General features: G+C 67.1%; 25 protein-coding genes. 19 read left to right on the forward strand and 6 right to left on the reverse strand.

Annotated features, from left to right (window positions below; translation table 11 throughout):
• Positions 1-27 precede the first annotated feature (27 nt).
• On the reverse strand, positions 28-1,434 hold the full coding sequence (locus tag ACLIVD_RS09425; RefSeq protein ID WP_491932350.1) for an MFS transporter: 1,407 nt from the start codon (positions 1,432-1,434) through the stop codon (positions 28-30).
• Positions 1,435-1,541: 107 nt separating this feature from the next.
• Here ACLIVD_RS09425 and ACLIVD_RS09430 point away from each other — a divergent pair, with 107 nt between their 5' ends.
• From ACLIVD_RS09430 to ACLIVD_RS09445, 4 genes are read left to right on the forward strand one after another with little or no spacing between them, the layout of a single operon-like run.
• A complete protein-coding gene (locus tag ACLIVD_RS09430) occupies positions 1,542-2,141 on the forward strand; it encodes a sulfite oxidase-like oxidoreductase (RefSeq protein WP_418340842.1) in 600 nt (199 codons plus the stop codon).
• Positions 2,131-2,898, forward strand: coding sequence for a ferredoxin reductase (locus ACLIVD_RS09435; RefSeq protein ID WP_491932351.1), 768 nt, complete (start codon positions 2,131-2,133; stop codon positions 2,896-2,898). The genes ACLIVD_RS09430 and ACLIVD_RS09435 overlap by 11 nt, the downstream gene beginning before the upstream one ends.
• A gap of 19 nt (positions 2,899-2,917) precedes the next feature.
• A complete protein-coding gene (locus ACLIVD_RS09440) occupies positions 2,918-3,190 on the forward strand; it encodes a DUF6510 family protein (protein ID WP_005238458.1) in 273 nt (90 codons plus the stop codon).
• A 41-nt stretch (positions 3,191-3,231) separates the two neighbouring features.
• Positions 3,232-3,729, forward strand: coding sequence for a winged helix-turn-helix transcriptional regulator (locus ACLIVD_RS09445; protein WP_095867104.1), 498 nt, complete (start codon positions 3,232-3,234; stop codon positions 3,727-3,729).
• Positions 3,730-3,768: 39 nt separating this feature from the next.
• Here the strand turns inward: ACLIVD_RS09445 and ACLIVD_RS09450 are convergent, their stop codons facing one another.
• Positions 3,769-4,542, reverse strand: coding sequence for a site-2 protease family protein (locus tag ACLIVD_RS09450; protein WP_247252820.1), 774 nt, complete (start codon positions 4,540-4,542; stop codon positions 3,769-3,771).
• Complete coding sequence (locus tag ACLIVD_RS09455) at positions 4,539-5,192, reverse strand: hypothetical protein (protein WP_241962211.1); 654 nt, start codon at positions 5,190-5,192, stop codon at positions 4,539-4,541. The genes ACLIVD_RS09450 and ACLIVD_RS09455 overlap by 4 nt, the downstream gene beginning before the upstream one ends.
• 218 nt (positions 5,193-5,410) lie before the next feature.
• Between ACLIVD_RS09455 and ACLIVD_RS09460 the strand changes: the two genes are divergently transcribed.
• Positions 5,411-6,700, forward strand: a complete 1,290-nt coding sequence (locus tag ACLIVD_RS09460) for an adenylosuccinate synthase (RefSeq protein ID WP_005260012.1) — start codon at positions 5,411-5,413, stop codon at positions 6,698-6,700.
• A 98-nt stretch (positions 6,701-6,798) separates the two neighbouring features.
• Here ACLIVD_RS09460 and ACLIVD_RS09465 read toward each other — a convergent pair whose 3' ends face one another.
• On the reverse strand, positions 6,799-7,533 hold the full coding sequence (locus ACLIVD_RS09465; protein WP_283354062.1) for a GntR family transcriptional regulator: 735 nt from the start codon (positions 7,531-7,533) through the stop codon (positions 6,799-6,801).
• 222 nt (positions 7,534-7,755) lie between these two features.
• Here ACLIVD_RS09465 and ACLIVD_RS09470 point away from each other — a divergent pair, with 222 nt between their 5' ends.
• Genes ACLIVD_RS09470 through ACLIVD_RS09525 form a run of 12 tightly spaced genes read left to right on the forward strand, consistent with a single transcriptional unit; the run spans position 7,756 to position 20,470 of the window.
• Complete coding sequence (locus ACLIVD_RS09470) at positions 7,756-9,327, forward strand: ABC transporter substrate-binding protein (protein ID WP_477956172.1); 1,572 nt, start codon at positions 7,756-7,758, stop codon at positions 9,325-9,327.
• Between the two features lie 11 nt (positions 9,328-9,338).
• A complete protein-coding gene (locus ACLIVD_RS09475; RefSeq protein ID WP_283331574.1) occupies positions 9,339-10,400 on the forward strand; it encodes an ABC transporter permease in 1,062 nt (353 codons plus the stop codon).
• A gap of 5 nt (positions 10,401-10,405) precedes the next feature.
• Positions 10,406-11,302: an ABC transporter permease gene (locus ACLIVD_RS09480; protein WP_283331573.1), complete on the forward strand. Its 897-nt coding sequence runs from the start codon at positions 10,406-10,408 to the stop codon at positions 11,300-11,302.
• 6 nt (positions 11,303-11,308) lie between these two features.
• Positions 11,309-12,295, forward strand: a complete 987-nt coding sequence (locus ACLIVD_RS09485; protein ID WP_283331572.1) for an ABC transporter ATP-binding protein — start codon at positions 11,309-11,311, stop codon at positions 12,293-12,295.
• Positions 12,295-13,122 (forward strand): ATP-binding cassette domain-containing protein, encoded by an 828-nt coding sequence (locus ACLIVD_RS09490; protein ID WP_283331571.1) that lies wholly within the window; start codon positions 12,295-12,297, stop codon positions 13,120-13,122. Before ACLIVD_RS09485 ends, ACLIVD_RS09490 begins: the two co-directional genes overlap by 1 nt.
• Positions 13,123-13,179: 57 nt before the next feature.
• Complete coding sequence (locus ACLIVD_RS09495) at positions 13,180-14,289, forward strand: sugar phosphate isomerase/epimerase family protein (RefSeq protein WP_283354060.1); 1,110 nt, start codon at positions 13,180-13,182, stop codon at positions 14,287-14,289.
• Entirely contained in the window at positions 14,286-15,266 is a 981-nt protein-coding gene (locus tag ACLIVD_RS09500; RefSeq protein WP_491932352.1) for a sugar phosphate isomerase/epimerase family protein, read from the forward strand. Before ACLIVD_RS09495 ends, ACLIVD_RS09500 begins: the two co-directional genes overlap by 4 nt.
• Positions 15,263-16,726 carry an amidohydrolase family protein gene (locus tag ACLIVD_RS09505; protein WP_491932353.1) on the forward strand — a complete coding sequence of 488 codons (1,464 nt, stop codon included), beginning with the start codon at positions 15,263-15,265 and terminating at the stop codon, positions 16,724-16,726. The genes ACLIVD_RS09500 and ACLIVD_RS09505 overlap by 4 nt, the downstream gene beginning before the upstream one ends.
• Entirely contained in the window at positions 16,723-18,234 is a 1,512-nt protein-coding gene (locus tag ACLIVD_RS09510) for a chlorohydrolase family protein (RefSeq protein ID WP_283331567.1), read from the forward strand. Before ACLIVD_RS09505 ends, ACLIVD_RS09510 begins: the two co-directional genes overlap by 4 nt.
• Positions 18,221-19,519 carry a hydroxymethylglutaryl-CoA lyase-like TIM-barrel protein gene (locus ACLIVD_RS09515; protein WP_283331566.1) on the forward strand — a complete coding sequence of 433 codons (1,299 nt, stop codon included), beginning with the start codon at positions 18,221-18,223 and terminating at the stop codon, positions 19,517-19,519. The genes ACLIVD_RS09510 and ACLIVD_RS09515 overlap by 14 nt, the downstream gene beginning before the upstream one ends.
• Positions 19,512-20,018, forward strand: coding sequence for a 2-oxo-4-hydroxy-4-carboxy-5-ureidoimidazoline decarboxylase (locus ACLIVD_RS09520; RefSeq protein ID WP_491932354.1), 507 nt, complete (start codon positions 19,512-19,514; stop codon positions 20,016-20,018). Before ACLIVD_RS09515 ends, ACLIVD_RS09520 begins: the two co-directional genes overlap by 8 nt.
• A gap of 20 nt (positions 20,019-20,038) precedes the next feature.
• Complete coding sequence (locus ACLIVD_RS09525; RefSeq protein ID WP_283331564.1) at positions 20,039-20,470, forward strand: racemase; 432 nt, start codon at positions 20,039-20,041, stop codon at positions 20,468-20,470.
• Here ACLIVD_RS09525 and ACLIVD_RS09530 read toward each other — a convergent pair.
• Entirely contained in the window at positions 20,406-20,999 is a 594-nt protein-coding gene (locus ACLIVD_RS09530; protein ID WP_491932355.1) for a methylated-DNA--[protein]-cysteine S-methyltransferase, read from the reverse strand. The two genes, ACLIVD_RS09525 and ACLIVD_RS09530, sit on opposite strands and share 65 nt — an antisense overlap.
• Before the next feature lie 32 nt (positions 21,000-21,031).
• Between ACLIVD_RS09530 and ACLIVD_RS09535 the strand changes: the two genes are divergently transcribed.
• On the forward strand, positions 21,032-22,570 hold the full coding sequence (locus ACLIVD_RS09535; protein WP_491932356.1) for an alkaline phosphatase D family protein: 1,539 nt from the start codon (positions 21,032-21,034) through the stop codon (positions 22,568-22,570).
• Here the strand turns inward: ACLIVD_RS09535 and ACLIVD_RS09540 are convergent.
• On the reverse strand, positions 22,543-22,755 hold the full coding sequence (locus ACLIVD_RS09540; protein ID WP_283331562.1) for a hypothetical protein: 213 nt from the start codon (positions 22,753-22,755) through the stop codon (positions 22,543-22,545). The two genes, ACLIVD_RS09535 and ACLIVD_RS09540, sit on opposite strands and share 28 nt — an antisense overlap.
• Positions 22,756-22,817: 62 nt before the next feature.
• On the opposite strand from ACLIVD_RS09540, the gene yczR reads away from it, so the two are divergent.
• On the forward strand, positions 22,818-24,302 hold the full coding sequence (gene yczR / locus ACLIVD_RS09545) for a MocR-like transcription factor YczR (RefSeq protein WP_280784133.1): 1,485 nt from the start codon (positions 22,818-22,820) through the stop codon (positions 24,300-24,302).
• Positions 24,303-24,346 lie beyond the last annotated feature (44 nt).

The following is a 24,346-nucleotide window of genomic DNA, read 5'->3' on the forward strand; positions in this document are numbered from 1 at the left end:
GTTCCCTTTCGGTGCTGTGAGTACTTGTCAACCGCGGGCGGTTGACAAGTACTCACGGGGTGGATTCATCCGTGTGGCGGTGAGTGTGGCGACGACGGCCACCACCGCCACCGCCGACCAGGCGAGTTGGAAGGCGGCGTGGGTGTCTGCGTAACCGGTGGTCGTGCCGAGGATTGCGACCAGCATGCTCACGCCCAGCACGGTTCCGACCTGACGGCTCATGGTGACGACGGCGCTACCGGTGGCCGAGCGCGTCTGCGGTAGTCCGGCGGTGGCGGACGACAGGATCGTCGGCAACGCCAGTCCGACCCCGACACCCGCGATCATCCAGCCGGGCAGCAGTTCCGACGCATACTGCGGTTCCCTCCCGACGGACGAGAGGACGAGCACGGCGCCGGCCGCCCACAGGGCGCTACCCGCCGCGGTGAGCGCTGCGGCCGAGAACGTGCGGGACAGGAACTGGCCGACCACGGCGAACACCGGCACCATCAACGGGCCCGGCGCGATCGCGAGACCCGTCAGAAGCGCGGAGTAGCCCCACACCTGCTGCAGCCACAGGATGTTCGCGAGCAGACCGGCCGCGAAGGCGGCACTGAACGCGAGCGCGGTCACGTTCGACCAGGCGAACGTGCGCACCTTCAGCATGGCGGGTTCGATGAGCGGCTCACGCTGTCGGCTGTTGCTCCACCAGAACAGTGCGACGGACACGGCAGCGACGGTGAAGGCGAGCGCGATTCGGGGGTCGCCCCATCCCCAGTCGGGTCCCTGGACCAGTCCGAGTGCGAGGGCGCCGATACCGACGGTCAGTAGTGCAGCCCCGAACAGGTCGAGGTCCGCGTCGCGGGCGGTCGGGCGGAAGTTGGGGACCAACCGGACGGTGGCGATCAGGAACGCGATTCCGATGGGGACGTTGATCAGGAAGGCCCAGCGCCACGACGCCTCGACGAGCAGGCCACCCACCACGGGTCCGAAGGCCGCGGCCGCGGCACCCGACGCGGCCCAGATCCGGACCGCGCCCGCACGTCTGGCTTCGGGGACGGTGCTGATGAGCAGTCCCAGGCTGGCTGGGGTCAGGGCGGCCGCACCGACGGCCTGAAGGAGTCGGAAGGCGACGAGCAGCCACAGCGAGGGGCTCAGCGCGCATGCCGCGCTGGCCGCGGTGAACAGCGCCAGCCCGAGAAGGAATCCGCGCCGGCGGCCGACGCGGTCGGCCCAGCGTCCGAGCGGAACCAGGAGTGCGGCGAACACGATCGCGTAGCCGCCCAGCACCCAGCTGAGGTCGCCGAGGCTGTACCCGGGATAGCTCGCCGCGATGTCGCCGAACGCAACGTTGACGACGAACAGATCGAGGCTGGCGACGAACGGCGCGCCGGAGAGGACGGTGAGGAGCGGGCCGACCCGCACTTCCTCACGCACCTGACTATTGAGGGCCATGGTCAGCAATCTACACCTGACTATGACTAACGCAAGTCAGGTGTGATGGGCGACTCGGATCGCCGGTTTGCGCTGCGAAGACCCCCGCGGCGGTCCTAACGTGAGGCATGGCTGTTCTGACCCCCGGCTTCCACGGCAGACCTCGCAGCGAGCACTCTCTTCCGCCCGGGCAGTACGAGGTCGGCGATTTCCCGGTCCTCTCGGCAGGACCGACGCCCCGCGTCCCGACCGAGACGTGGACGCTGACCGTGACGGACGAGACCGGCCGGCGCCACGAGTGGTCGTGGGCCGAATTCATGAAGCTCCCGCAGGAGCGGCCGACGGTCGACCTCCACTGCGTCACGCGATGGTCGAAGTTCGGAACCTCGTGGAAGGGCGTCTCCCTCGACACCCTGTTCGCGGACGTCGAGACGTCCGCGGGATTCGTCCTCGTCGGATGCGACGGCGGCTACACCACCAACCTTCCCGTCTCCGACATCCTCGGCGGCAAGGCGTGGATCGTGCACACCTACGAGGGCGCGCCACTCGCGCCGGTGCACGGGGGTCCGGCCCGTCTGCTCGTGCCTCATCTCTACCTGTGGAAGTCCGCGAAGTGGGTTCGGTCGATCCAGCTCGTCACCCAGGACGTCCCGGGTTTCTGGGAACAACTCGGGTACCACGATCGCGGCGACCCGTGGCGGGAGCAGAGGTACCAGGGTGACCAGTGAACTTCTGGGCCGCACGGTGCTCAGCTGGCGAGTGGCGGAACTCGTCGAGTCGTGGCCCGAGACGGCGAGTGCGCGGGCTCTGGTCCTCGAGGTCCCGGGGTGGCCTGGGCATCGCGCCGGGCAGCACGTCGATCTCCGCCTGACCGGTCCCGACGGATACGCCACCGAACGGAGTTACTCGCTGGCGTCGCCGGCCGAGCGTTCACCGGACGGGTGGCGACTGCAGTTGGTCGTCCAGCGGGTGGCGGACGGCGAGGTGTCTCCGTATCTGACCGACGTGTTCGCCGCGGGCAATCTGATCGAGGTGCGCGGACCGATCGGTCGCTGGTTCGTGTGGTCGCCGCGCGAGGGTGGCGGCGCGCCGGTGCTTCTCGTCGCGGGTGGGTCGGGGATCGTGCCGTTGATGTCGATGGTTCGCGAGCGCCGGTTCCGCCACGACCGCACGCCGTTCCGGCTCGTGTACTCCCTCCGGACGCGGGCCGACCAGTTGTTCGCGGACGAGCTGGACAGGCCCGGGAGCGGCGACGGGGGAGTCGAGACGTTCGTTCTCCACACTCGCGAGGACTCGCCGCGGCGCCCGGCGGGTCGGATCACTGCCGCCGATCTCGCGGCGTGGGGATGGCCGGCGGACTTCGCGCCGCGCTGCTTCGTGTGCGGGCCCACTGGATTCGTCGAGGAGGCGGCTCGCCTGCTGCTCTCGCTCGGGCACTCGCCGGACGACATCAAGACGGAGCGGTTCGGTCCCTCGGGGCCGTGACCGGAGGAAGGAATTGTCGATGAGTACGTTGCAGGGCAACGACTTCGAGGATGGGAACGTTCTCGGCGGGCCGTTCGCGGAGATCTTCGTTCACGACCTCACCGCGGCGACCGGACAGTGCCGGTTCTGCGGTCTCGACGGACCGATGGCGGCCGTGCACGTCTATACGCGCGCGCCCGGTGTCGTCGTGCGGTGCCCGGGATGTCAGGAGGTGCTGCTGCGGCTGGTGTCGACTCCTCGTGGGCTCGAACTCGACGCCAGCGGGCTGTCGCACCTGTCCTGGAAGTTGTAGCTGCTGACTATGGAATTTGCAAGTCAGCTATGCTGAGGTGCATGGACGCGGCACGGTTGGACGGTTTTCTCGCAGATCGCGACACCTGGCGGGCGACGCACTGCTCCATCGGCAAGGCGATGGACGTGATCGGCACGCGTTCGGCCGTCCTGATCCTGCGCGAGGCCTACTACGGCACCACGCGATTCGACGACTTCGCGAAACGGGTCGGCATCACCGAGGCCGTGGCGGCGTCCCGGCTGCGTGAACTGACGGCCGAGGGCTTGTTCGAGCGGCAACCCTACAAGGAGCCCGGGCAGCGCACCCGCTACGAATACGTGCTCACCGAGAAGGGGCGTGACCTTCTACCTGCCGTGCTCGCGCTGATGCAGTGGGGCGACAAGTACCTCCAGGGCAAGCGCGGTGCGCCGATCGGGATGCGGGACGACGCGACCGGCGAAGCTGTGCGCGTCGAGGTCCGCAGCCCCGACCGCGAGGTGCCGTTGGCGGAACTGCGGCTGACCCCCAACTTCACCGAAGAGGATGCGTCCCGCCCGTGAGTACTTGTTAACCGCCCGCGGTTGACAAGTACTCACGGGTCAGAGCCAGAAGCGCATCAGGTAGTTGCCGTACTGCGCGTAGATCTCCGGCACCCCGGACAGTTCGAACAGCCGGTAGATGACGTCGAAGAACACCACGTTGATCGACGGCACGAACAGCAGCGCCACGAGGATCAGCAGTCCGTACGGCTTGAACTGGTCGACGGACCTCCGAGTGCGCGGCGGCAGGAACGGTTCGAGCGCGGCGTACCCGTCGAGTCCGGGCACCGGCAGGAGATTGAGCACGGTGGCCATCACCTGCAGGAACGCGAGAAAGCTCAGTCCCGTCCAGAACACCTGGTGGTCGCCGCCCAGCCCGAACCAGCGGATCACGGCGAGCAGGACGATCGCGGACACCAGGTTCACGGCGGGTCCGGCGAGCGACACCCGCGCCTGCACCTTCGGCGAGAACAGTCCGGTCCGCAGGTACACGGCGCCGCCGGGCAACCCGATCCCGCCGAGCGCGATGAACAGGACCGGCAGACCGATCGACAGCAGTGGGTGGCTGTATTTCACCGGGTTGAGCGTGAGGTAGCCGCGTACCTCGACGTCGGTGTCGCCGTGCCGCCACGCCGTGTACGCGTGCGCGAACTCGTGCAGGCAGAGCGTCACCACCCATCCCGCGACCACCAGCAGGAACACCCCGACGTGGCCGAGCACCGACTCCAGTTCGGCGCGCCACGCGAGAACACCGCCGGCGACCGCGACGGCGACGACGAGGAGGAACACCGGACTGGGCCGGACCGCGGTGGTCCGCGCCCTGGGCAGGCTCATCGGACCAGCAACCACTCTTGATCGTGCCGGTAGAACGTCGAACGCTTGACGTCGCGTGGGTTCGGCACGCCGTCCCGGTTCAGCGCCGCCGCGGGCGACCCGAGCTGCACGGCGCGACCCTCGACCCAGCGGCGGGGGAGCCAGCGCCTGCGAGGCTCGACCGACGCTCGCAGACCGGGCATCCGTGGGGTCGGGGTGACGTTCATGCTCGTCGTCGTCCCCGAGAACAGCCGGGTGTCGTCGACGTAGGCCTCGCCGACGAGCGGACCCCCGTCCGGACCCGTGACAGTGGCGCACCCGACGAGCGCGATCCCCGCGTCGTCGCGGATGAGGGGGACCGGCTTGGCCGTCCCCTTCAGCGCGGTGCGGGCGCCGCGGGCGCCGGAGGACAGGTGGTAGGCGTCCGTCGCCTCCGAACGATGCTCCGCGACGTACGCGAGTTCGATGTGCAGGCGATCGGTGCGCATCAACCGGGTCAGGGTGGCCGCGAAGGCGGCGTCGCTGCCCACCACGATCAGTCGCGGATCCACGACGACCTGAAGTTTGGAGAAGACCTCGTCGAAGTCGTCCTTGTCCGGGACGGCAGGTGCGCTCGAGGTCGAAATGGAGCCCAGAGGCAGGGGAAGAGGCACGTCGCCGCAAATGAGCACTACGGGGGTCAACGCCACTCCTCGCCCGGATGTCCCGCCGCGATTTCCGCAGCTTCCCTTTCGGATCATCCTAGTGGCACGCCCGAGATGGCCTCCCCAGCCGTACTGTGGGGTCTGTTCTCCGTGCCCTCGGCTAGACTGTTCCCCCGGCCACTGCCTACGAACGGCAGGACCACGCAGTCGGATACGACTGTACGTCGACCGTAGGAGACAACGTCATGCCGGCAATCGTCCTGATCGGCGCCCAGTGGGGCGACGAGGGCAAGGGCAAAGCTACCGATCTACTGGGCGGACGCCTGCAGTGGGTGGTGCGCTACCAGGGCGGTAACAACGCCGGACACACAGTGGTTCTTCCGAACGGCGACAAGTTCGCTCTGCATCTGATCCCGTCCGGAATCCTCACTCCGGGCGTCACGAACGTCATCGGCAACGGTGTCGTGGTGGACCCGGGAGTGCTGCTCACCGAACTCGCCGGACTCGACGAGCGGGGCGTGGACACCAGCCGCCTGCTGCTCTCGGCCGATGCGCACCTGATCATGCCGTACCACGTGGCCATCGACAAGGTCACCGAACGCTTCCTCGGGGCCAAGAAGATCGGCACCACCGGCCGCGGCATCGGTCCCTGCTACCAGGACAAACTCGCGCGTGTCGGCGTCCGCGTGCAGGATGTGCTGGACGAGAAGATCCTCACCCAGAAGGTCGAGGCGGCACTCGAGTTCAAGAACCAGGTGCTCGTCAAGATCTACAACCGCAAGGCCCTCGACCCGCAGCAGGTCGTCGACGAGGTGCTCGAGCAGGCCGACGGTTTCAAGCACCGCATCGCGGACACGCGCCTGCAGCTCAACGAGGCACTCGAGCGCGGTGAGACGGTGCTGCTGGAGGGTTCGCAGGGCACGCTCCTCGACGTCGACCACGGCACCTACCCGTACGTGACGTCGTCCAACCCGACGTCCGGTGGCGCAGCGGTCGGTTCGGGCATCGGACCCACCAAGATCACGACGGTGCTGGGCATCCTCAAGGCGTACACCACCCGCGTCGGCTCGGGCCCGTTCCCGACCGAACTCTTCGACCAGAACGGCGAATACCTCGCCAAGACCGGTGGCGAGGTGGGTGTCACCACCGGCCGTGCCCGTCGCACCGGATGGTTCGATGCCGTGATCGCCCGCTACGCAACGCGTGTCAACGGCATCACCGACTACTTCCTCACCAAGCTCGACGTGCTCAGCAGCCTCGACACCATCCCGATCTGTGTCGGTTACGACGTCGACGGCGTGCGGTACGACGAGATGCCCATGTCGCAGACCGACGTTCATCACGCCAAGCCGATCTACGAGGAAATGCCCGGCTGGTGGGAAGACATCTCGCACGCCCGGACGTTCGAGGAACTCCCGAAGAACGCACAGAACTACGTCCTGCGCCTCGAGGAGCTGTCGGGTGCGTACATCTCCTGCATCGGCGTCGGCCCCGGCCGCGACGAGACCATCGTCCGCCGGGACGTGGTTCGGTAGTCCGCGCTCTTCTTCGCTTGACCCGTCGCCCGATGTCACCGCGGTTCCGTCAGATCGAACCGATGTGACATCGGGCGACGGGTAGGTGGTGCGGCAACCTACAGGGTTGCGGGCAGGGACGGCGCGAGGCGCTCCAACGTCGGCTTGCGCCCGTGCTCGATGTGAGCGAACGCGCTGGCTTCCGCGAGTCTCCCGTTTCCGCTGCGGATCGCTTCGACGAGTTCCCGGTGCGCCGCACACGACACCGCGGGATTGTGGTGCCACGTCAGCCGGAACAACCAGTGGACCCGGCCCATCAGCGAATTCATCACCGACACGAGGAGCTTGTTGCCGGACAGTTCGACGACGTCCATGTGGAACCGCGCGTTGACTGCCGGGATCAGGAGGGGTTCGTCGTTTCCGATCAATTCCTCGGTGCGCGCCATCGTCGACAGCAGCGCCTCCATGGATGCACCCCGAGCGACGTTCTCGGCTGCGCATCGTGCCGCGTACGGTTCCAACGCCAACCGCACGTCGAACAGTTCCTCGATGTCGCGTAACGACAGCTGAGTCACGACCGCGCCCCGCCGCGGCAGGATCTGAATGAAACCGTCCCACTCCAGCTGGGGCAACGCCTCGCGGAGCGGGACCCGCGAGACGTCGAACTCCTGCGACAGTTCGCGCTCCCGCAGGCGACTGCCGGGTGGATACGCGCCCGAGATGATGCGCTCACGAATCACGGAATAGATCTGCTTCGGGAGTGGCACGTCCGACAGTCCGCCGGTCACGCCCGTGCCCAGAGGCGACATCGTGGATGTCGCGACCCCGATCTCGCCGTTCAGGTTCACCGTCATGAACCGATCATGGCATACCAAGTTGAAGTCGACCACCGGACGCGTTTCACGACAGTGCTGGTCAGAGGGATTAACCCGAATGTAACGCTCCACGCTTGGCGCTCGGGTTCCGCACTTGGTAGACCATATACATCCGGCCCGGCAGCGCAGTGTGGCGCAATTCGGTCGCCGCTCACTTCGTCGAAAGCTTCGGAACTACCCTCTCCATGCGGAAGGATTCCCGTGTCCACTGAACGAAAAATGCTTGCTCGCAAGGGTTTCGGGTACGCGCTGATCGGCCTGGCGGTCACCTCCTCCTTGGTGGCGTGCACCAGCGCAGCCAGGACCGACGCAGATGGCGGACCGGGCGACCGCCCCGTCGTCCTGGCCTACCAGAATCAGATCTCCACGCTCGACCCCATTCGCGCCGACTACGCTCAGACGAACTTCGTCGACCAGGCGTTGTACGACACCTTGGTCACCTATGACGCCGACAACGAGATCGTCGGTCAGCTTGCGTCCGAGTTCGTCCCGTCTCCGGATGCGCGATCGATCCAGATGACCTTGCGCGCGGCGACCTTCCACGACGGTGCCCCTGTCACCGCCGAGGACGTCCGTTACACGCTCGATCGGACGGCGGCGCTGGGACAGGGCATTGCCGGTCAGATGACGGGATACCTGGGTACCACGGTCACCGGTCCGCAGAGCTTGACGATCGAACTGACGGAACCGAACTCGCTGTTCCTGGGCGCTCTCTCGAAGATCTACATCCTCAACTCGGCCCTCGTGAAAGCCAACGAGGGGACCGACCGGGGTCAGGCCTATCTCGCGGGCCACGATGCCGGGTCCGGGCCCTACTTCCTGGCAGGCCCGGGCGGTGCCGACACGTACACGCTGACACGGTTCGACGACTACTGGGCGGGCGACGCGGGTCGTCCGGCCTCGCTCGTCTATCGGCGAATCGACGAGAGCGCCACGCAGAGTGCGGAACTGAAGGCAGGCAACATCGATGTGTCCTTCGGGCTCACCAACGCCGACGCCGAGGCGCTGGACGGCTTCTCCGGCGTGACGGTGCAGAGTCAGCCCGTCAACCTTCAGGCGAACATCTTCTTCAACGTGATGAACGGGCCGACGGCGAACAAGGCCGTACGACAGGCCATCCAGCTGGCGTACGACTACACCGGTGGCCTCGCCACGATTCGTGGTGGCAACGGCAGCATCGCCACCGGCCCGCTGCCTGGACAGTTCTCGTGCCGGCCGGAGATGCCCGCCTATGGGCAGGATCTCCGACAGGCGAAGAAGTTGCTCTCCGACGCCGGAATGTCCGACCTCACCCTCACCATGAAATTCCAGCCCGTCTTCAAGGAGCAGGAACGCGAGGCGACGCTGCTGCAGTCCAACCTCGCGCAGATCGGTGTCACGCTGGATCTCGAGCCCATCGCGTACGCGGATTATCTGTCGGCTCTGAAATCGCCCGACTCGATTCCGCAGATGATGCTCGCCACCGACTTCGCGCAGTACCCGGATCCCGGAGTGATGCTCGTCAAGACTTACAAGTCGGACCAGGTCGGAACGAACAAGTCCGGCTACATCAACCCCACGGTGGACGAGTTGCTCGGCCGCGCGGCCGAGACATCCGATGCCGGGGCGCGGTGTGACCTGTACAAGCAGGCTCAAGAGGATATTCGCAACGACGCGGTGGCCGTCAACATGTACACCCTGGGGCAGACCACCGCTCACAGCAACAGGGTGACCGGTGTCGGTCCGGCGGTCGTGGGCAGCGGAGTCTGGGTTCCCGCGATCCGCGTGGCGTGAGGGAGTACCCGATGACGACACTCGACATGCCTCGCGCCGTACATCGCCTCACGGCGCCGGTGGCGTTTCTCGGCCGCAAACTGGGCGCGGCGCTCCTCACCCTGGTCGGACTGGCCACCATCGTCTTCGCCATGACCAAGGTGATTCCCGGGGACGAAGCGCAGGTGGCCGCGGGGGAGAGCGCCACTCCGGACCAGGTGGAAGAGGTGCGTAGTCAGCTGGGACTGGACAAGCCGGCGGCCAGGCAGTATTTCGACTATCTCGGCCGGATGCTCCACGGCGATCTGGGCACCTCGAGTTCGACCCGCCAGCCGGTGCTCGACGACGTTCTCGCGCGACTACCCGGAACGCTCGAATTGGTCTTTCTCGCAATGGTGCTCGCGGTATCCTTCGCGGTTCCGATGGCGACGATCGCAGCGGCGCGATCACGAGGAGGATTCGACAAGGTCAGCCGCGTCGGTGCGATCGTCGCATTCGGGCTTCCCGGTTTCTGGCTCGCGCTGATGTTGCAATGGGTGCTGGGCTCGTGGCTGCAGATCCTGCCGATCTCGGGACGTATCTCGGTGGGCGTCGAGGTCCCGCACCGAACGGGCATGACACTCGTCGACGCCACCCTCGCCGGAGACTTCGCCGCGTTCAGCAATGCGTTTCAGCATCTGATGCTGCCCGCGTTCGTGCTTTCCGTCGCCGTCGCCGCACAGATGTTCCGGGCTCTCCGTGCCGATCTCCTCCGGGTCCGGGGCCGCGATCACATGACCGTTGCCCGAGCGAAAGGTGTTCCAACCCTGCGTCTGTGGACCAGGCATGCACTTCCCAACGCGACCGGACCGCTTCTGAACATCATCGGCATCGAGATCGGCATGCTCGTCGGTTCCGCGATCTTCGTCGAGTCCGTGTTCGGGTTGTCCGGGGTCGGCGACTACCTCTCCAATGCGGTCAGTCGCAAGGACATCACCGCGGTCATCGGCACCGTCACCGTCGTCGGCGTGATCGTCGTCGTCGCGAACTTCATCGTGGACATGCTCCAGCTGGCCCACGACCCCCGGCTGCGTACACCCGGAAAGGTGCAGTGAGTCCGATGAGTATTGCAGCGAATGTCACCGGAGTGACCGGAGTTGTCGGCCGATGGAGATCCGCCTCGATTCGCGGGCGTCGACGCCGATCGCGATGGGGACTTCTCGACGTCGTCGTCGTCGGTGCTGTCGCCGTGATCGTGGTGCTCGCCGTCGCCGGTCCCTGGATCGCACCGGAATCCGTCTACCGGTCGGATATCGCGAACGCCCTTACCGCTCCCAGCAGCGAACACTGGCTCGGGACCGACGACCAAGGGCGCGATGTTCTGTGGCGCACGATCGCGGGCGCCCGGTCGTCGGTGCTGTCCGCGGTTCTGGTCGTCGCCGCGTACTCGCTCATCGGAACGGTTCTCGCCACGATGGCCACGGTCGGCGGACGGTGGCTCGACGAAACTCTCATGCGAGTGACGGACATCGGGTTCGCTCTTCCCGGACTCGTCGTGGCACTGGGTATCGCCGCCGCACTCGGTCCGAGCCTGAGCAGCGCTCTGATCGCGATGATCGCCACCGGCTGGCCGTACACGGCGCGACTGCTGCGCGGGGTGATGCGCGAGACGATGGCGTCGCCGTTCGTGGACGGCGCAGTGGTCCTCGGGGTCGGTCGATGGCGCCTGATGACACGGCACGTGCTGCCGAACTCGCTCGACGTCATGACCGTCAAATGGGCAGGGGACATCGGCAACACCGTTCTGGTGCTCGCGGGTCTGTCGTTCATCGGTGTCGGCGCGCAGCCGCCCAGCGCGGAGTGGGGCGCGGCCGTCGCCGGCGCACGTGACTACCTGTCGACGGCCTGGTGGGCTGCGCTCGTGCCGGGCATCGCGATCGTCATCACGGCCGCGGCCTTCGGCCTGCTCGGTGACATGTTGCACGAGCGGCGCGACCCTGCACGACAAGGAGCGTGATCGAACATGACGACAGAAACAGTTCAGCGCACGGCACTTCTCCAGATCTCCGGGCTGACCATCGACACGGAGCCGGGCGGCACGTCCGTCCGGTTGGTGGACGGCGTGGATCTCACGGTGGCGGCGGGCGAGCGCGTGGCTCTGGTAGGCGAATCGGGTTCGGGAAAGTCGGTGACGGCACGCGCACTCATGCGTTTGGACGGTTCACTGACGATCGGCGGTTCGATTCGGCTGGGCGACACGGAGATCCTGGCGCAGACCGAACGCCGCCTCAGCACGATCCGGGGCAATCGCATCGGGATGGTGTTCCAGGACCCGATGGGTGCGCTCGACCCGCTGCAGTCGATCGGCGCACAGGTGAGCGAGCCACTCCGGCAACGCGGCATCAGGAAGAAGGACGCACTGCGGCGGGCTGCCGAGGTGCTGAGCGAACTCGGGGTGGTGCGTGCGCACGAACGACTCGGCGCCTATCCGCACGAATTCTCCGGGGGCATGCGGCAACGGGTAGTTCTCGCGATGGCCCTCATCGGTGAGCCGGAAGTTCTGATCGCCGACGAACCGACGACCGCACTCGATGTCCGAGTGCAACAACAGGTGCTGAATCTGCTCGACGAGGTCACCCGTGAACGAGGGCTCGGCCTCCTGTTGATCACGCACGACCTCGGGGTCGTCGCCGGACTCGCCGACCGTGTCGCGGTGATGTACTCGGGGCGGATCGTGGAGGATCGTCCGGTCCGAGCACTGTTCGCGGACCCTCTGCACCCCTACACCGCAGGACTGCTCGCTGCGGTGCCGAGGCTGGATGTTCATCCTTCGCGGATGACCACCATTCCCGGTGCGCCTCCGTCACCGGCGCTGCGGCCCGCCGGTTGCCCCTTCCATCCGCGATGTCCTGTCGCGATGGAGCGCTGCGCGAGTGAAACCCCACCGACGACGGCGACCGCTGACGGCGGACGTCTCGCCTGCCATCTCGATCAAGGGAGCGGGAACTGATGAACGGGACACCTCTTCTCGACATCCGAGCTCTGAACAAGTCTTTCGGAGGATCCCGCGGCAGCAAGGCGCTCGATGACGTGTACCTGTCGGTACCAGAGGGCGGAACGTTCGGGCTGGTCGGCGAATCCGGTTCCGGCAAATCCACGCTCGTCAAGTGCATCGTTCGGCTCGAGCGACCGGACTCCGGGACCGCCACCTTCGAAGGGCGTGACGTCCATGCGCTCCGGGGCGGAGAGCTGCGCCGGTTTCGTCGCGACGTCCAGTTGGTCGCGCAGGATCCGTACGCCAGCCTCAACCCTCGGATGACGGTGGAGCAGATCGTCGGCGAGGGACTCGTCGTGCACCGGCTGGCCCGTACCCGCGCGGAGCGGCGCGAGCGGGTCGCGCAGACCCTGATCGAGGTGGGTCTCGACCCGGATGCGATGGGCCGATTGCCGGCGACGTTCTCCGGTGGACAGCGGCAGCGTATCGCCATCGCGCGTGCCCTGATCCTTCGCCCGAGGTTGCTCGTGTGCGACGAACCGGTGTCGGCCCTGGACGTCTCGGTACAGGCACAGGTGATCAACCTGCTGGCGTCCCTGCACGAGGAGCTCGGTTTGACGATCTTGTTCATCGCGCACGATCTCGCGATCGTGCAGCAACTCTGTTCTCAGGTGGCGGTCCTTCGATCCGGCGTGGTGGTGGAGGAAGGGCCCACCCGGCAGGTGTTCTCCACTCCGCGTCACCGATACACCCGCGAACTGCTCGAGGCGGTGCCGGTTCCCGACCCGGATCTGGCACGTGCCGGGCGAACCATCCCCGGTGGCGTCCTGACTCTGCCGTGAGGCCGTCGAGTCTCGGCCTCTCATTACATCGATCATCCCTGACGGAAGTAGGTAGACATGCGAATTGGTGTAGACGGACGCAAGATTCCCGAAAGCCGCACTCGGGGTCCCGTGAACAGCCTCGAACACGCCCACGAACTGGGTATGGCCGGCTTGTTCTTCCGGACCGTACTCGATATGAGTCCGGCCCTGGACGCCGCTGAACTGCGCGACATCCGATCCAAGGCAGACGAACTGGGTATGTACCTGGAGACCGGTCTGGGCAAGGTCAATCCCTACGCGAACCCGGAGGCGCCGGAGCTGCGCGCCGTCGGCGACGGTGATATCGTCCTCGGCTTCCGCCGGATGATGGAAGCTTGCGCCGCCATCGATTGCCGTGAGCTCTGGGTGGCCACCGCGAACTACAAGTCGGCGTACCGCGGCCGCTGGGCATACGACCGCTTCCGCACCGACGTGGCGTGGACGGAACAGCTGGCTGCGACGGCGCGTTTCCTCGGAACACTGGCTCCGATCGCACGGGACCTCGGTATCCACCTCAACCTGGAAACACACGAGGAGATCACGTCGTTCGAACTCGTCCGGCTGGTGGAGGCGGCCGGCTCGGACGTGGTCGGGGTCGTGTTCGACACCGCGAACGTGCTTCAACGCCTCGAACATCCTGTCTGGGCGGCCGAACGGCTGGCGCCGTACGTGCGTCAGACACACATCAAGGACGCCGCGATCACCCACACCGAGGGCGGTCTCGCCTATCAGATGCGCCCATGCGGCACCGGCGTCGTCGACTTCGATCGCATACTGCCGGTACTCGCGGCGGCGAATCCGGCGCTCAATCTCACGATCGAGAACGACGAGTCGCTCGACGACCTGCCGCGTCCCCGGCGGACGATGCTCATCGAAGCGTTCGACTCCGAATTCCTCGACGGCCACCCCGATCTGACGGTCCAGGAGATGGCGGCGTACGTGGACATGGTGCAGTCGTACGACCGGCAGATAAGGTCGGGGGAACGGATCGACAACGCCAGCTATGCCGCGCTGCCGTATGGCTACGCGGAGACGGTGTCGTACATCAGGTCGAGTGCGGACCACGTGCGGAGTGTGTGTGCGAAACACGATCTTCCCGTCGAATCGGACACGAAGGCAGGCAATCTCGCGGAGTCGGCGCGGTGATCGTCGGCGACGACGTCGGCACCGTTCGCCGGGACATCGGAGCGTGCGCGCGTGCGCTGGGCGAGGAATCAACCCCTCGGGAGACCATCCGCACGGCGTCCGGTCTCGGTCTACGGCACGTGGAGTTCGCTTCTCCTTTTGCGATTTCGCCCGCGCTCGATCCGACCGCCTTTCGGGCACTCGCCGACTACGGACGTTCACTCGGTGTCCGGCTGAGCTGCGCGCTGGGAATGGTGTCCGCCGGGCATGCCGAACGAACCACGCGATTCCGCGAGGCAGGGCGAGGCGATCTGGTGGCGGGACTGAGCAAGGCGTTGACGGCCATCGGGGAACTCGACACCGACTACGTCCAGGTCGTCGTGGGGATGCTGGACGACCGCTATGACGCATCGGTCGTGTGGCCTGAGCAGCTCGACGCCACGGCGCAGTTGTATCGGAACCTGTCCCCGGTGCTCACCGACCTGGGCCTGAAACTCGCGGTCAAGACGCACGAGGAGATCACGTCACACGAAATCCTCCAGCTCATCGACGCCGTCGGCTCCGACCATCTGGCGGTGGGCCTCGATCCGGTCAACCTGCCGGTGCGAGGCGAGGATCCGGAGCTGGCGACCGCCCGGCTCGCCCCGCACGTCGCCCGGATTCACTACGACGACGCGTGGATCACCTTCACCGGTCGCGGTCTCGCGCGACGGTTGTGCCCGGGCGGTCAGGGCGACATCGACTGGGGAGCGATCTTCCGGATCCTCGATGGCGCAGGCTCCAGCGCGCCGGTCCTCGTCGACCTGCACCGCGGAGAGTTCGAGATGCCGGTGTGTGACGAACGGTGGCTGCTGCAGAACAGCGACGTCTCACTGAGAGAACTCTCGATACTGTCGTCCCGGGCGCGGCCCGACCGGCCTCCGGTGATGGCAACAGCGCCGCGACTGCGGGCTGCGCTGTCCGAACTGGCGACGATGACGCGCGGGACGGCGGCATGACCGCGATGTTGCTGCACGGGGCCACAGTCGTGACCGTGGACCGTGAACGCCGGATCATCGAGGACGGCGCCGTCCTGATCGACCGTGGCCTCATCAGCGCGGTCGGTGACAGCCAGGCGCTCCTCGCCGTCACGGATCCGTCCGTCCGCCGAATCGACTGCCGGGGCAAGCTGGTGATACCAGGGCTCGTCGACGCCCACGGTCACGCCGGCCACTCGCTGATCAAGACGCTGGGATGCGACAGCCCGACGTTCTGGATGCGCACCGTCACACCTGCGTACTTCCACGCGACGACACCGGAGTACTGGTATCACGACGGGCTCGTGTCCGCGCTCGAGCGCGTCCGCGCCGGAGTGACGTGCGGAGTCAGTGTCATGGGATCACAGCCCCGCAGTGACGATCCCGAGATCTCACTTGCTCACGCGCGCGCCTACCGGGAGGTCGGAATACGCGACGTCGTGTGTGTCGGGCCGGCGGGTTTGCCGCTGCCCCATCCGGTCACGCAGTGGTCCGGCGGGGTTCCCCGTCGACGTGAGGTCGGATTCGACGAGTTGCTGTCCGGCGCGGAATCGGTGATCGAGACGGTGAACGGCTACGAGGGCGATCTCACGTCGGTGTTCCTGACACCCTTCACGATTGTCCCTTCGGTCGATCCGTCCCACCCGTCGCGACCCGACGTCGCCACCCATCTCACCGAGGACGATCGCTACCAGGCGCGCCGGGTCAGGGAGGCGGCGGAGCGCTGGGGTGTCCGCATCCACTCGGATGCCTTCGGTGGCATGGTGCGGCTCGCGGCGAAGGATCGGGAGAACGCGCTCCTCGGGCCGGACATCCATCTGCAACACTGCACGGGTTTGTCTGCCGAGGAGGTCGCGATCCTGGCGGAGACCGGGACGTCCGTGGGCCATGCACCGGGAGGACGTGCGCCGGTCCCTCAGATGTTGCAGGCAGGCATCACCGTTGCGATCACCACCGACGGTTCGTCGCCGCGCCGTCCCTTCGACCTCTTGCAGGCCGCGCGCGCCGCTCAGGCCGCCAATCAACTTCTCGCCGACGATCCCTACCTGCTGCCACCAGGTCGATTGCTCGAGATGATCACGATCGATGCTGCGGCGGTCCTCGGAATGGCCGACGTCATCGGATCCATCGAAGTGAGTAAACGCGCCGATCTCGCGATTCTCGACATGCGCAAGCCGCATCTCGTACCCAACTGGATGCCGGTGCATCGCCTCGTCTACGAGGCGACCGGAGCCGACGTGCAGACGGTGATCGTCGGGGGAAGGGTGGTCATGGAAGACTGCATCGTGTGCGGAGTCGACGAGACGGCGGCGCTGGACGAGGGGGACCGGCACGCCCGATTGCTCGTCGAACGCGCCGGCCTGGCGCACCACCTCACCGATCCCGGATGGCGAAGCAACAGGCGTGAATTCGACGGGCCGATCGAGGTGCCGGTGCCATGACGGAACCTGTGGTCAGAATGACGGCGGCCCACATCCTGGCCTATCGTGACGGCGACCACGTGCTCGTCTCCGACGGAGAGATCGTCTATCGGGGCGCGCGGATCCTGCACGCGGGACGGGGATGGGACGGCCCGGTCGACGAGACGGTCGACTGCGGTGATGCTCTGATCATGCCGGGATTCATCGACCTCGATGCGCTCGCAGACATCGATCACGCGCTGCTCGATTCCTGGGCGACACCCGATCTGGCACTCGGGCTGCAGTGGTCGGCCGACTATTTCCGATCGGGGCGGCGCGACGTATTCGACGCACCCGAGCGTGCCGTCATCCGCGAATACGCTCTGTCGCAGCTTCTTCGGCACGGAATCACCACCTTCATGCCGATCGCCTCCGAGTCTCACAGCAAGTGGGCGGAGACCTATGAGGACATGGTCGAGGTGGCTCGGATCGCGAAGCGTCTCGGAATTCGGGGATACCTCGGTCCCGCCTACAGGTCCGGTGTCAACGTCGTCGACGGTGGACGCCGGTCGGTGCTGTTCGACGAGGAACGGGGCCGAGCCGGGCTTCGGGACGCCGAGCGCTTCCTCGATCATGCCGCCGACCACGGCGGCGATCTTGTGCACGGCGCTCTCCTGCCCTGCCGGATCGAGACGCTGACAAGGGAACTGATGGCGGCGACCGCACAGGTGGCGATCGCCCGCGACACGGTGGTGCGACTGCACTGCATGCAGGGTGAGGTGGAGTTGGCGCTGCTCGACGAGTGGTACGGGATGCGCCCCGTCGAACTCCTCGAGACGTCCGGACTTCTGGAGACGCGTCTGCTGGTGCCCCACGGCATCCATCTCGGGGCACCGGGCGGTCAGGGTGGGCAGGCCGACCTGCGGCGCCTGGCGGAGGCAGGTGTCACGATCGTGCACTGCCCGATGACGTCCATTCGATACGGGGCGGTGCTGGAGTCGTACGACCGGTATCGAACGGCCGGTGTCCACCTCGCTCTGGGAACCGACTCGTTTCCCCCGGACCTCGTCCGCGGAATTGACTACGGGACCCATCTCGCGAAACGGGCTGACGGATCACTTTCGGCGGGTGCCACAGCCGATTACATCCGTTCGGCGACGATCGGCGGTGCTCGTGCCCTCGGCAGACCGGATCTGGGACGCCTGCAGCCCGGAGCGAGCGCCGACTTCATCGTGGTCGATCTCGCAGACTTCGCCATGGGTGTCCGCGACGATCCACTTCGCACTCTCACGATGAACGGATCGGCCCGCGACGTCCGCCGGACGGTGGTCGCAGGTAGCACCGTCATGGTCGACGGCGTCGTCCTCGGCGCCGACCAATCGCGGCTGCAGGCTCACGCGCAGGTCCTGTTCGAACGCATGAGAGCGGCATACAGCGAACGAGACCACCGACGCAGACCGTCGGCCGAACTCTTTCCGCCGACATTCCCCGACATCACGAAAACCACGAAAACCACGACACCGAAGGGGTATTCGCATGATCAATCCTGAGCACTCCCACCTCGTCGACGGCAGTCACTGGGTCAGCCCGTTCAATTTCGACGCCACCGTCCAGTCACAGTTCGACTGGCCTTCACCGTTCGCGCTGATCGACAGCACTCTGCGGAAGACGCTCTTCACCGCAGGCGCAACCACGTCGATGGACGGATTCGTGCGGATCGCCGCGGCGCTCGGTGCCGCGGGGATCCGGGAGGAGAGCGTCAACATCAATTGGGGTGGCGGAGCGTCACCGATGCCGCGCGAAGCGGCGCTCGTTCGCGCCGTCGCCGCCCGGGACTTCGGATTCCGGCTCAATGTGTACGCCGACACCCTGCTGTCGGACGGAGAGAACTACCAGCAGGTCGGCATGAAGGAAACCGTCGATCAACTGCACGAATGGGGAGTGCGCACGTTCGCACCGGGCATCGTCCCGGCACCCTCGGCTGCCGCCCGCTCACGTCAGTACCGCGATCTCGAGAAGTTCTTCGAGTACCTGCGTGAGCTGGGCTGCGACGTCACGATCACACTCGCCAACGTGGGCCGCCGCGACTTCGACGATCTCGTGGCAGCCTGCAACGTCGCCGTCGAACTCGGTGCGCGGCGCCTCGATCTGATGGACTCGACCAGCAGTCTCGGCCCCGAAGCGATGAAACTGTTCGTGCGGACGTTCCGGGAGCGCCTCGTCGACGACGTGCCGATCACGATGCACGTACACGACGACTTCGGTCTCGGCACCGCCACGGCCATCGCGGCCGCAACGGCAGGCGCGAGCCCGGACGTGTCGGTGTCCGGAATGTCCTACCGCGCCGGCTTCGCCGCGCTGGAAGAGGTGGTTCTCGCTCTCGAAGTGCTCTACGGAGTGGACACCGGGATCCACGTCGAACAGCTGACCTCCCTGGCGCAACTCGTCGCGACGGAAAGTTCGGTGAGCCTGCCGCCGCTCAAGCCGGTGGTCGGAGGATATGCCCACCTCAAGCACATGCCCGGCGACGTCATCGCTGCGATCGCCGGGGGACCGGATGTGTTCCCGCCCGTCTCGTCGTGCGTGAGCCCCGCAGTGGTGGGCGGTCGGCAGGAATGGGTGTGGGACAGCCTGACCACCGACCGTATGGCCGACGTGCTGCTGCGGTCGCTCGGACTCGAGGCCGACGCGGAGGAGATCGCGTTCGTCCGCACCGCTCTGGACGACGCGGTGGCAGCGGTGACGTCCTATCCACGCTGGCTGACGGCCGGGGAAGCGGCCCGGGTGGCGGAGGAAAGCCTCGCACTTCATCGGCGTGCGAGCGCCCATGCCTGACACTGCCGTCGTGACACTCAACGCCCTGGACGAGTCCGCTCTGGAGAAAGAGCTGTTGATCTGCACGCCGTCGCGGACCTGGGCAACCGCGGTGCTGTCCGCACGCCCGTACGCCGACCGTGAGGACCTCCTCGCGGCGGCGGCGGCCGCGTGGCGGTCCATGACACTCGACGACGTCGCGGCGGCACTGGAGAACTATCTTCCGCTCTCGGCCCCTCCCGACTCGGCTCATGCCGCTGCCGAGCACGGTGCACTCGTCGCCAGTTCGGCCGGGAGACTCACCCTCCTGCGCCAGCGGGAGTCCCGGTATCGCGCTCGGTTCGGCTTTCCGGTCGTCATCGCGGCGAAGGGGCTCACCCTCGACAGCATCCTGGCGGAGATCGACCGAAGGGTGACCAACGACCGAGCCGACGAGTTGGTTGTCGCCACGCGCCACATGGTCGCGATCGGAGAGGGGAGGATCGCGACGTTGATCGCGCTGTGTGAAGGGCCGGGGTGAACTGCGATACATTCGAGCCGATGATCAGGACTGTCGAAGCGAGTACCCGGGTGCCGGCCGCCCGGTGGTACGACAGCTTCCATGCAGCGGCCGTCGTCCTGGAGGCATTCGGGCACGACCGGCCGGACGCCGGCAGGTGCGTGGCGGTGGTGTCGACGGATCTCGGTGTCTGGGTGTTCGAGGGTGACCCGCGGTCGACGGTCGACGCGTTCGTTCATGCCGTGGAGCGGGCGATCGTCGCCGGCGGGCAGGCGTTCGTGTTGGGATGCGCCAGGGTGACCGGGGTCGATCAGCGGGTGGTCCGGACCCTCCGGGTTCCCGACGGCGACAGGATGGCGGCGGCCGCGGCGCTGGCGCGTGAACTCGTCGGCGACCCGCAGCCTCTGATCAGAACAGCACCGGGTCGTCGAACCCCGGAGCGTGTTCGAGGGCCAGTAGTTCGCGCTTGGTGAGCGTGCCGCCACCGGCGGAGAAGCCGCCCACCTGCCCGCCTGCGGCGAGGACGCGATGGCACGGGATCACGATCGGCAGCGGGTTGCGGCCGAGGGCCTGACCGACGGCCTGCGCGGCCCCCGGCTTGCCGAGTTCCGCCGCGATGTCACCGTAGGTGAGTGTGGTGCCCGGGTCGATTGCGCGGGTGAGTTCGTATACGGTGCAGTCGAATTCGGGGACTCCCTCGAAGTCGAGGTCGATCCACCGCAGATCGTCGAGTGCGCCGCCCAGATGTTCGCGTATCCCGTCGATGGCCCGCTGGACCGGCGCAGGCGGCTGGTGCTCCACCGCATCCGGGAAGCAGTGTTCGAGACGCTGCCGGGTGGATTCGGGGGAACCTTCGGGCAATTGCACACCCACGATCCCGGCGGCCCGCCATGCGATGGCGCAGGTGCCGAGGGCCGTGTCGAACAGGGCGATTCCTGTGGTCACCAATCCAGTATGCCTCCCACATCCGACGTTCACCTTCCGTTGACCACGGTTGGACATCCTCGAAGCTCGCCGACCGAGGAGATGTTTTCGTGTATCTGTCCCGCCGTGCCCTGCTCCGCTCCACCGCACTCGGGTTGCTTGCCGTGCCCGCTGCCGCGTGCTCCGACTCCGGCAGCACGGGGCCGGCGCTGGTCCGTGACCGACCCACCCTCACGCACGGTGTCGCGGCCGGTGACGTGCGAGCAGACGGTGCGCTCGTCTGGGCGAGGTCCGACCGTCCCGCCACGATGATCGTGGAGACCTCGGCCACCGAGTCCTTCACCGACTCGGTGCGATTCGAGGGTGGACTGCTCACCCCGGACGCGGACGGCACCGGGCGGCTGCGTGTGACCGGACTACCCGCCGGGCAGCAGGTGCACTACCGGGTGACCCTCGAAGGTGACGACGGCGCCACCTCGGAGGCGGTGACGGGTGTCTTCCGCACCGCTCCGAGCGCCGCAGGCGACATCCGGTTGCAGTGGTCCGGGGACACGGCGGGTCAGGGATACGGAATCAATCCGGACATCGGCGGAATGCGAATCTTCGACATGATGGCCGCGCGCGACCCACACTTGTTCCTGCACTCGGGCGACGTCGTGTACGCCGACGGTCCGCTGAAGGAGTCCGTCACGCTGCCGGACGGACGCGTGTGGCGGAACACGGTCAGCGAGGCGAAGAGCGTTGTCGCGCAGACGCTGGACGAGTACCGCGGCCAGTACGCGTACAACCTCACCGACGACAACTACCGCAGGTTCAATTCCTCTGTGGCGCAGATCGTTCAGTGGGACGACCACGAGACGGTCAACAACTGGTACCCCGGTGAGGTCCTCGACCTCGACGCGTACACGGAGAAGAACGTGGACGTGCTGGCACAGAGGGCATTCCAGGCGTACCACGAGTGGCTGCCGGTGGAGCCGGCCGACGCGGTCGACGGTCGTGTGTACCGCAAGATCGGATACGGCCCACTGCTCGACGTGTTCGTCCTCGACATGCGCACCTACAAGGACGCGAACGGAGTCAACACCGGTGCGGCCGGGCAGATTCTCGGTGCAGCCCAGAAGGAGTGGCTGATCCGGGAACTCGGTGCGTCCACGGCGACGTGGAAGATCATCGCCAACGACCTCCCGCTCGGGGTGGTGGTCCCGGACGGCGACACCGCGTTCGAGGGCGTCGCGAACGGGGAGCCCGGTCAGCCGTCGGGCCGGGAATCCGAGATCGCCCAGGTGCTGTCGGCGATCAAGGCGGGACGGATCACCGGGACGGTGTGGCTCACCGCGGACGTGCACTACACCGCCGCGCACCGGTACTCGCCCGACCGCGCCGCGTACAAGGATTTCGACGAATTCTGGGAGTTCGTCTCCGGTCCACTCAACGCGGGCGGTTTCGGTCCCAACGACCTCGACGCCACGTTCGGCCCCGAGGCCGTGTTCGTGCACGCGCCGCCCGCACCCAATTCGTCGCCGCTCGACGGATACCAGCACTTCGGGGAGGTGTTCATCGACGGGCAGACGTCGGAGTTGCGGGTGGACCTCCTCGACGCGGCCGGGACGGTGCTGTTCAGTCAGCTGCTGCCGCCGCCGGCGCGCTGATCGCCTGGAGAAGGCCAGTCCGGATCTTCTGGACTGCTCGACTGGTCGGGAAAGATCCCGCCGAGTGGGGCGCCGATCCGGAACTGCTCCAGGCGAAACACGCCCTTACCTCCCTCTTTGGGACCGTAGTGCGCGACCGCCGCGGCCAGGAGAGCCATGCATGCGAGGGTGATCAGTGTCGTCATGGATTCGAGCCTCGCCAGAACTGGCTTTGAGTTGAATAGCCAAGAGGTTGATACTGGACTGCATGATGACTCGCGTACTCGGTGCACGCTCCCTGGCCAGGGACCTCGGTAACTGGCAGGACGACAGCGGCCGCCGGTCGGCCGCGAGGCCCGCCTACCGGGCGCTGGCCGACGGGATCCGGTTACTCGTGCACGACGGCCGCATCCCGCTGGGGGTCGCGCTGCCGAGCGAGCGCGAACTGGCGTCGATGCTGGAGTTGAGCCGGACCACGATCACGTCATCGTATTCGGTACTCCGGGACGAGGGGTATCTCATCAGCCGTCAGGGGTCGCGCAGCACCGTCGCGCTGCCGCTGGGGGCACGGCAGAACGGGCTGATGTTCCGGGCGCACCAGCCCGGTTCCGACAGCTCGGTGGTCGACCTCAGCTACGCCGCGATGGCCGCGCCCGCGGAAGCGGTCGAGCAGGCCTACGCCTATGCGTTGCAATCGCTTCCGCAGTTCCTGCCGACTCACGGGATGGAGCCGGTGGGGATCGGCGCGTTGCGGGACGTCATCGCGGCGCGTTACCGGGCGCGGGGGCTGGAGACCTCGCCCGAGCAGATCATGGTCACCTCCGGTGCTCAGCACGCGCTGCGGCTGCTCCTCAACGTGCTCACGGCGCCGGGGGAGCGGGTGCTGGTCGATCACCCCACGTACCCCAACGCGCTGGAGGCGATCCGCAGGGTCGGTGCGCGTCCGGTCCCGGTGCCCGTCCGTCCGGAGGGCGGTGCGTCCGGGGCGTGGGATCTCGACGGAATCCGCAGCGCCGCCCGGCAGACCGCGGCCCGGATGGCGTACCTGATCCCGGACTTCCACAACCCCACCGGACTGTGCCTCGACGCGTCCGGGCGGGCCGAACTGGCGCGGATCGCGCGCGACACCCGCATGACCCTGGTGGTGGACGAGACGATGGTCGACCTGTGGCTGGACGAACCGTCACCGGGACCGGTCGCGGCGCACGGCAGGGGCGCCGCGAAGTCGGAGGTCGTGACGATCGGGTCGGCGGCGAAGTCGTTCTGGGGCGGGCTGCGCGTCGGCTGGATTCGCGCCGATCCGGCGCTGATCACCCGGCTCGCCGGGGCGCGGGCCGCGGTCGATCTGGGCACGCCGGTGATGGACCAGCTCGCGGCGGCGCATCTGCTGTCCGACGACGAACTCGTCCTCGCCCGGCGCCGGGCGGAACTGCGGGAACAGCGGAGCGCGATGCTCGACGCTCTCGCCGACCGCCTGCCGGACTGGGTCCCGACCATCGGTTCGGGAGGAATGTCGCTGTGGCTGCGCATGCCTGCGCCGGTGTCGACGGCGCTGGCCGCGACGGCCCCCAACTTCGGGGTGCTGCTGGCGGCGGGACCGCGGTTCGGGGTGGAGGGCGCGTTCGAGAGGTTCGTCCGGCTCCCGTACGCGCGGACGTCCGACGAACTGCGCCGCGGTGTCGACTGCATCGCGGCAGCGTACGAGACGCTGGCCGTCGACCGAGAGCTCGCGGAACCGTCCCTCGTCGTCTGAGCACGTGAGTGGCGAAGCGTGCCGGAACACGCATCGCCACTCAC

This window comes from Rhodococcus sp. G6(2025) (assembly GCF_058628105.1).

What these genes read in the sequence shown, in the direction of transcription:
- ACLIVD_RS09430 (WP_418340842.1), top strand. Translation starts at nt 1,542, where the DNA reads ATGGCTGTTCTGACCCCCGGCTTCCACGGCAGACCTCGCAGCGAGCAC.
- ACLIVD_RS09465 (WP_283354062.1), bottom strand. Translation starts at nt 7,533, where the DNA reads ATGACGGTGAACCTGAACGGCGAGATCGGGGTCGCGACATCCACGATG.
- ACLIVD_RS09480 (WP_283331573.1), top strand. Translation starts at nt 10,406, where the DNA reads ATGAGTATTGCAGCGAATGTCACCGGAGTGACCGGAGTTGTCGGCCGA.
- ACLIVD_RS09475 (WP_283331574.1), top strand. Translation starts at nt 9,339, where the DNA reads ATGACGACACTCGACATGCCTCGCGCCGTACATCGCCTCACGGCGCCG.
- ACLIVD_RS09525 (WP_283331564.1), top strand. Translation starts at nt 20,039, where the DNA reads ATGATCAGGACTGTCGAAGCGAGTACCCGGGTGCCGGCCGCCCGGTGG.
- ACLIVD_RS09515 (WP_283331566.1), top strand. Translation starts at nt 18,221, where the DNA reads ATGATCAATCCTGAGCACTCCCACCTCGTCGACGGCAGTCACTGGGTC.
- ACLIVD_RS09425 (WP_491932350.1), bottom strand. Translation starts at nt 1,434, where the DNA reads ATGGCCCTCAATAGTCAGGTGCGTGAGGAAGTGCGGGTCGGCCCGCTC.
- ACLIVD_RS09485 (WP_283331572.1), top strand. Translation starts at nt 11,309, where the DNA reads ATGACGACAGAAACAGTTCAGCGCACGGCACTTCTCCAGATCTCCGGG.
- yczR (WP_280784133.1), top strand. Translation starts at nt 22,818, where the DNA reads ATGATGACTCGCGTACTCGGTGCACGCTCCCTGGCCAGGGACCTCGGT.
- ACLIVD_RS09530 (WP_491932355.1), bottom strand. Translation starts at nt 20,999, where the DNA reads ATGTCCAACCGTGGTCAACGGAAGGTGAACGTCGGATGTGGGAGGCAT.
- ACLIVD_RS09520 (WP_491932354.1), top strand. Translation starts at nt 19,512, where the DNA reads ATGCCTGACACTGCCGTCGTGACACTCAACGCCCTGGACGAGTCCGCT.
- ACLIVD_RS09450 (WP_247252820.1), bottom strand. Translation starts at nt 4,542, where the DNA reads ATGAGCCTGCCCAGGGCGCGGACCACCGCGGTCCGGCCCAGTCCGGTG.
- ACLIVD_RS09510 (WP_283331567.1), top strand. Translation starts at nt 16,723, where the DNA reads ATGACGGAACCTGTGGTCAGAATGACGGCGGCCCACATCCTGGCCTAT.
- ACLIVD_RS09445 (WP_095867104.1), top strand. Translation starts at nt 3,232, where the DNA reads ATGGACGCGGCACGGTTGGACGGTTTTCTCGCAGATCGCGACACCTGG.
- ACLIVD_RS09460 (WP_005260012.1), top strand. Translation starts at nt 5,411, where the DNA reads ATGCCGGCAATCGTCCTGATCGGCGCCCAGTGGGGCGACGAGGGCAAG.
- ACLIVD_RS09540 (WP_283331562.1), bottom strand. Translation starts at nt 22,755, where the DNA reads ATGACGACACTGATCACCCTCGCATGCATGGCTCTCCTGGCCGCGGCG.
- ACLIVD_RS09490 (WP_283331571.1), top strand. Translation starts at nt 12,295, where the DNA reads ATGAACGGGACACCTCTTCTCGACATCCGAGCTCTGAACAAGTCTTTC.
- ACLIVD_RS09505 (WP_491932353.1), top strand. Translation starts at nt 15,263, where the DNA reads ATGACCGCGATGTTGCTGCACGGGGCCACAGTCGTGACCGTGGACCGT.
- ACLIVD_RS09495 (WP_283354060.1), top strand. Translation starts at nt 13,180, where the DNA reads ATGCGAATTGGTGTAGACGGACGCAAGATTCCCGAAAGCCGCACTCGG.
- ACLIVD_RS09440 (WP_005238458.1), top strand. Translation starts at nt 2,918, where the DNA reads ATGAGTACGTTGCAGGGCAACGACTTCGAGGATGGGAACGTTCTCGGC.